This is a genomic window from Bifidobacterium sp. POST2/T3 (B1), from assembly GCF_058197115.1.
The window spans coordinates 1-6,349 of record NZ_JBVPQK010000143.1; the positions used below are offsets into that span (position 1 = coordinate 1).

Here is a 6,349-nt window from a genome sequence, read left to right on the forward strand (position 1 = left end):
CCCATGCTCACACTCATGGCACAGAGCAGAGTTTGCGTGACCACAAGAACGATAAAGACGCCAGCCCAAATGCCGCTATTGGCTTTCAGATCACGTAAGGCCCAAGTCATGATTCATTCACCTGCCACATCCTCGTGCGTACACCCTGCTAGATCCCTCTATTTATATGAATAGCCGATCGGCGGGGGAGACAACATCCGGCAAACCCCTGAAACGACCCTGAATTAACCCTGATTCCTTCTTACAATGAACCCTCGGCCGCTCCCTTGCTATTCAACTATCAGGGTGTTGCCCCGTGCTATTCTGATGGCCAGAATCTGATTCAGGTTCCCGGACGATGGTCAAGTACCCGGACAGCGACAAGACTTGCCGGAAGGGAACCATGTCCTCGTGGATCATACTTATACTCGCTGGCATCTGCGAATCGGTCTGGGCCACCGCCCTAGGCAAGTCTCAGGGTTTTACCAAAATCGTCCCTGACATCGTATTTATCGTGGGATTGATTCTGAGCATGGTGGGTCTGGCCTTTGCCATGCGCAGCATCCCTACCAGCACGGCCTATGCGATCTGGGTCGGCATCGGAGCTGCCCTGACCGTTCTATACGCCATGGCTACTGGATCGGAGCCTGTTTCACTCGCCCGCATTCTGCTCATCATCGGTCTGGTCGCCTGCGTGGTCGGACTCAAGATCGTCAACTGAGAACAGCCTATCAAAGCAGAAATATCCAGCAGCAGAATCAATGAAGAAAGGAATCGCCATCATGACCGCAACAATACGGCAATGCACCTCGGATGATGCCGGGCTGATATGTTCCTTGGGCATGACTACCTTCCGTGACACCTTCGCCGCCGACAACAGCCAAGAGAACATGGAAGACTACCTCCTGCATTCCTTCTCCTCCGAACTGGTCAAGTCGCAATTGTCTGAATCTGAATCCGTCCTTCTCCTGGCCAGCGTGGATTGCACGCCCGCAGCTTACATGCAGCTCAACACAGGGAAAGCCCAGACCGAGCAGTTCGGTGACACTTCAATAGAAATCGAGCGGCTCTACGTCCTATCGGACTTCAAACGCCAGGGACTGGGCACACTGCTGGTCAATCAGGCCTTCGAACGAGCCAGGAACCAGAGACTGAGCAAAATTTGGCTGGGTGTATGGGAGCACAATGAACCCGCTCAACGTTTCTACCAAGCCATGGGCTTCAAACGGACCGGCGAGCACACTTTCACCTTGGGCGCTGACATTCAGACCGACTGGATCATGACCGCAGCAATCAATTAATAGCTACCTCTGTGCAAACACGAGGCACCGAAAGCCACAAAATTGCGGATGGCCTCCGGTGCCGCTGTTGACAACAGCAAAGGGCTATTGCGAAACTGCTTACCTCTTCACTATCACCCGGTCTTTGTAGAGATCTTCGCTCGACAAAGACCGATCCATTCACTAATCATCGAGAATCATGGATTCGAAACGCTTGCTGAACATCATTACCACAACCGCAACAACAATTTCCAAAGTGCCAATGATCAGGAATAGAGGAAGTTGCTGATCCAGCGACTTCAACCTTCCATAGACGACCAGCATGATGGCGGTACCGATGGCTGCAGACAATGTTAGTGAGGTCTGCATCTGCGTCTCGTAAGACTTCGGAGCAATTGCAGCAACAGTTGAGTTAGCTGCAACACCGTAGGGGAATCCACCGAAATTGCTGACCAAGTAATAAACCAGCAGCCATACCACCGAGTATTTTCCGGCGTGAGGATTGAGCACGACAGTCGGCACAATCAGGAGGAAATTGGCGATGCCGGTGAAGAAGAAACCAAAGCAGAGACGACTGCTCGACTTCCAACGCTTGCCCAGGTCGGTGACCCAGAACCAGCTGAAGAAGAGTCCTGAAAGCAGAGAAATAATACCCACAATGGTCGTGAAGGATCCTGGTGCGATTTCGATACCGCCAAACTTACGGTTGATACGCTGATCCAGGAACATCAGCAGGGTGGTGCCTTGGATGGCGTAGTCCACACCAATTACAATTTGCATGATCAACAGGGGAGTCACTGCGCGCAACCTATGCCGTTCAGTACTGCTGATGCGCTTGGAACGCCAGATAATGGCAAAGAAGAGAATCGCCACCACGAATGTGCACGAACTGACAGTATTGGCCAGGCTGTTCACACTGACCTTCTTGGACAAGAGCAGCACGGCTATGAAAGCAGCAATGACAACCAGGGCCACCAGTGCGATTAGACTGTAGCGCTTCTTTTCTTGGGCGCTCAAGGGCCTGGACGGCTTTGAACCCAAGGATCCGAAGAAACGATTACCGGGCAAGCCGATAATAGCGGCATAGAGTAGGGCCGCGACCGCCCCGATAGCAAAGCCGTAATGATAGTTGACCAGCCCCAGTTGAGCAGAAATCACAGGAGTGATAAAGCCCGCTATGTTGTTGGCGATAGCATGAATAGCGAAGGCCCCGTCACGACGACTGTCATCGCGGTGGAAGAGCATACCGGTCAACGAGGCGTTGGAGGCACCGACGATAGGAATGTTCATGAGAACCATGCCCACTATGGCAAAAGCGCGACCCTGACCGATTGAGAATGCAGGGATAGCAAGAAGGCCGCAGGACAGTCCCTTGGTGATATTGCCAATGACCAGCGCCTTGCGAGCGCCAAAAACTCGATCAGCCAGCCAGCTGCCCAGTATTTCGAACATGGAATTGATGGCCGCCACGATGGCTATAAGCTGGGCCGCCTCACCCTGGGTGAATCCCAATCCCTTGGTCCAAGGCTTGTAGAGATAGTAAATCATCACAGCCCCGTAAGAGGCCCAGCAGATGGAGTTGAAAAGGTTGCCCGTGGCCAGTATGCCAATACCCTTGGGGTAACCGAAGAAGGAACGATCTGCTCTTAGATGTTCCAATTCCTCCTCTTGATGATGGTCGACCTTGAGACCGGACTCATCGACCACCAGGTTCGAATCCTGCTGGTCCTTGTCTGACTGCTCGTCGACATGTTCCGATGATGTTGCCATACGCTTCTCCTCGCTTCTCAATGGTGTCGACCCTCGTTGTTCGGCACCCTTTTGCTCTGCGTGGAACCACAGGCTGTTCCACTTGGAACGGTAAATCTTCAGCCCTTTGGACGTAGGTGCAAAGAGAATGGGAAAAGGTGGACATTTCTCGGTAATGCCATCTGGCCAATACCCGACAAGGCTCCCCTGGCAGGTCGTTCCTTGCTCAGAAAGCGCACCATTGCAAGGATTAGGAAGACATAGAAGCTAGCCAGAACAACTCCAAACCAAAGGCACAAGATTGTCCACCCATTCGACGATTTCCCCCACCTTCATAATCGGGCTTCCGTCCATAGACTGATGAGGTAAGGCGCACCAAGGCGTCGGGGCAGAGCGGCGCCGACGGATCGGAGACGACCCGACGGAAAGCATGACCGACAAAATCCGCCTGTCAACGGAGGAAGTAGGTAATTCATCATGACATCATCCATGCACACTGATCAGGACTGCGTCGATGAGGCGGCCCGTCAGATCTACATCGGCAACACGGGCACCGTGGACTTCGACCTGAAACTGCCGACCGAAGGGGTGGAGGGAACCACCATCGAGTGGACCAGCAGCGACGATCGATGGGTGAACCCTCAAGGCAAGGTCAATCAGCCCGAATACGGCCTAGGCGACCGGAACGTAACCCTGACCGCGACCGTCACCAAGGGCGGCGGCGAGGCCCAGCGCAGCTTCGATGTGACCGTGTTGCAGATGCCCAACAAGATTGAAGTACGCAAGGTCTACCCCATCGAGATCAAGGCGCGCAAGGGCATCACCTACTATTTGCCCATGTTCACGGCCGTGCTGACCAAGGACGGCCAGAAGGTCTCCCAGCGGGTCAACTGGGACGAAGGTGTTGAGCAGAGGGATGAACAGACCGGCGAACATGACTTCCAAGGATCCATCGACGGCAGCGATATCCGTGTGCAGTGCAAGGTTCAGGTGATTGACGAAGACCCCGAACAGCCAGTGGATTCCAGCCCTAAGGTCCGCCGCGTGCCCATCTCCCGGGTGCGGCTCAACGGTGATGGAATGCTTGCAGGCAACCAGCGTCGGCGGATAGCCTTCCTGAAAACTCTGGACGACGATCAGCTCTTGGTGGAGTTCCGCCGGGCCGCCCACCTGGACACCAAGGGAGCCAAGCCTATGATCGGCTGGGACGCTCCGGACTCCAACTTGCGCGGCCACACCACCGGCCACGTCCTGTCCGCATACGCCTTGGGGTATGCCGCTACCGGCGACGAGGACATTCGGACCAAACTGACCTATCTGGTCGACGGGCTGGCCGAGGTCCAGGCCGCCTTTGCAAAGAGCGGAGCCACCAAGCCGGGCTTCCTGTCGGCCTACGACGAGAGCCAGTTCGACAAGCTGGAGCAGTACGCGCCCTACCCCACTATCTGGGCGCCCTACTACACCCTGCACAAGATTCTGGCTGGGCTGATCGACGCCTACCACTTCGCCGGCAATGAAACGGCTCTGCGCGTGGCCTCGGACCTGGGCGACTGGGTCTATGACCGCGTCCACCGACTCCCCCATGAGCAGTTGCAGAATATGTGGAGCATGTATATCGCTGGCGAGTTCGGAGGCATGAACGAGTCCCTGGCCCACCTGTACGCCATCACCGGACGTAAGGAGCACCTGGAGGCCGCTCGCCTCTTCGACAACGACCGTCTCATGGTCCCCATGCGCCAGAAGGTGGATGCCCTGGGCGGGCTGCATGGCAACCAGCACATCCCCCAGGTCATCGGTTCGGTGGAGCTCTTTCGCCAGACCGGGCTGCCCTACTACTTGCAGCAGGCCGAGTTCTTCCTCAAGTCGGTCATGGGCCATCACATCTACGCCATGGGCGGCACCGGTCAGGGCGAAATGTTCCAACAGCCCGACGTGATCGGCGCCCTGCTCAAGGACAACACCGCTGAGTCCTGCGCCTCCTATAACCTGCTCAAGCTGTCGGCGCTCCTGTTCTCCTTCGACCCCGATCAGGAGTATGCAGACTACACCGAGCTGACCACACTCAACCACATCGCCGCCAGCACCGACCATGTACCCCAGGGCGGCAGTCTCTACTTCTTCCCCACTCAGCCGGGCGGCCACAAGGAATTCGATGAGGAGAACAGCTGCTGCCACGGCACCGGCCTGGAATCGCACTTCTACTACGCCGATGGAGCCTTCTACACAGATGAGAAGACCCTGTGGATCGAGCAGTATTTGCCCTGCAGCCTGAACGACATCGACCAGAAGATGGCGCTGAGCGTGGGCGTGGACGACCGCCACCCCGAGAAGATAACCATCACCATAGAAGCCCTGAACAGACCGCGCCTGGCCCTACGCATTCCCGCCTGGACCCGCGGCAGGGTCCACATCGACATCGACGGAACCCCGGTGTCCCAGTCTCTCATGGGCACCGACCCGGCTGTGGCGGTCCTTGATGCGAGCGCCTGCGGTCTGAATTCCTGGTCAGGAACCACCATTACGCTGACATTCGATCCGACTATCCGGCTGATCGGCACCCCGGACCGGCCTTCCCTGGCCGCCGTGGCCTGGGGGCCCTACGTGCTTGCCGCCTTGAGCCCCAGCACTGATATGCAGAGCCTTGACATCGACCGGAAGGATCTTGGGTCCGCCTTCGAGCGCCAGGGCGAGAAGCTGGTCTTCCGTCACCGGGACAGCGGCCTGGAATTCGTCCCCCTCTGGACCATTGACGAAAACCAGCCATATCATGCCTACGTCGAAGTGGCCAGCCACTGACCGTGTCCTAAGGCCAAGGTTTCAGCTACAGGGAGGACGGTCAGCACGGATCAGGCGATCATCACCAGTTTCCCCAACGATGCGGCGGTCTTCAAATCCGCAGGGCGCTTCATCGGCACCCCCGGATGGATCCACGAGCGCCGCACCGTTGACAGCTTTGAGCTGATTCTGGTTGAAGAGGGCCTCCTCCCGCTGACCGTGTCCGGACGGCATCATGATCTGAAAGCAGGCGGCCTGCTGCTGATCCCGCCCGGCACCCCTCATGAGGGCAGTCGACGGCTGGGACAGGAACCTCTGACCTTCTACTGGGCCCACTTCACCTTGCCTGACTGGCAAAGAGTTCAAGGCCTGCCTGACGAACAGAGGGATAGAAATGACCAGGGCGCGGCACGCGTGGTGCTGCCCCTGGATTTTCGTCTGGCAGACAACAATCGGTTGACCGTCATGTTCAACCAGCTGCTTGACATCTACCAGCGCACCTACCCGGATCCCAGCCCCTACTGCAGCTATTTCATGACCTGCCTGCTCATGGAGATCGCCATGGG

General features: G+C 56.8%; 5 protein-coding genes and 1 riboswitch. Of the genes, 4 read left to right on the forward strand and 1 reads right to left on the reverse strand.

Going from position 1 to position 6,349, the window contains the following annotated elements; all coding sequences use genetic code 11:
• The first annotated feature begins 310 nt into the window (after positions 1 to 310).
• A riboswitch (guanidine-III (ykkC-III) riboswitch) is annotated at positions 311 to 374 on the forward strand.
• 8 nt (positions 375 to 382) lie between these two features.
• Positions 383 to 700 carry a DMT family transporter gene (locus AC0AP0_RS07540; RefSeq protein ID WP_198176677.1) on the forward strand — a complete coding sequence of 106 codons (318 nt, stop codon included), beginning with the start codon at positions 383 to 385 and terminating at the stop codon, positions 698 to 700.
• A gap of 61 nt (positions 701 to 761) precedes the next feature.
• Complete coding sequence (locus AC0AP0_RS07545) at positions 762 to 1,280, forward strand: GNAT family N-acetyltransferase (protein ID WP_445342465.1); 519 nt, start codon at positions 762 to 764, stop codon at positions 1,278 to 1,280.
• A 162-nt stretch (positions 1,281 to 1,442) separates the two neighbouring features.
• Here the strand turns inward: AC0AP0_RS07545 and AC0AP0_RS07550 are convergent, their stop codons facing one another.
• A complete protein-coding gene (locus tag AC0AP0_RS07550) occupies positions 1,443 to 3,029 on the reverse strand; it encodes an oligopeptide:H+ symporter (RefSeq protein ID WP_254476992.1) in 1,587 nt (528 codons plus the stop codon).
• Positions 3,030 to 3,485: 456 nt separating this feature from the next.
• On the opposite strand from AC0AP0_RS07550, the gene AC0AP0_RS07555 reads away from it, so the two are divergent.
• Together AC0AP0_RS07555 and AC0AP0_RS07560 are read left to right on the forward strand one after the other, a co-directional pair.
• On the forward strand, positions 3,486 to 5,804 hold the full coding sequence (locus tag AC0AP0_RS07555) for a beta-L-arabinofuranosidase domain-containing protein (RefSeq protein ID WP_490429994.1): 2,319 nt from the start codon (positions 3,486 to 3,488) through the stop codon (positions 5,802 to 5,804).
• Between the two features lie 129 nt (positions 5,805 to 5,933).
• Positions 5,934 to 6,349: AraC family ligand binding domain-containing protein (locus AC0AP0_RS07560; protein WP_490429996.1), on the forward strand; the 416-nt coding region annotated here is incomplete at its 3' end.

Excerpts from the sequence above, each read along its gene's own strand:
- AC0AP0_RS07550 (WP_254476992.1), bottom strand. The coding sequence starts at position 3,029 with ATGGCAACATCATCGGAACATGTCGACGAGCAGTCAGACAAGGACCAG.
- AC0AP0_RS07555 (WP_490429994.1), top strand. The coding sequence starts at position 3,486 with ATGACATCATCCATGCACACTGATCAGGACTGCGTCGATGAGGCGGCC.
- AC0AP0_RS07545 (WP_445342465.1), top strand. The coding sequence starts at position 762 with ATGACCGCAACAATACGGCAATGCACCTCGGATGATGCCGGGCTGATA.
- AC0AP0_RS07540 (WP_198176677.1), top strand. The coding sequence starts at position 383 with ATGTCCTCGTGGATCATACTTATACTCGCTGGCATCTGCGAATCGGTC.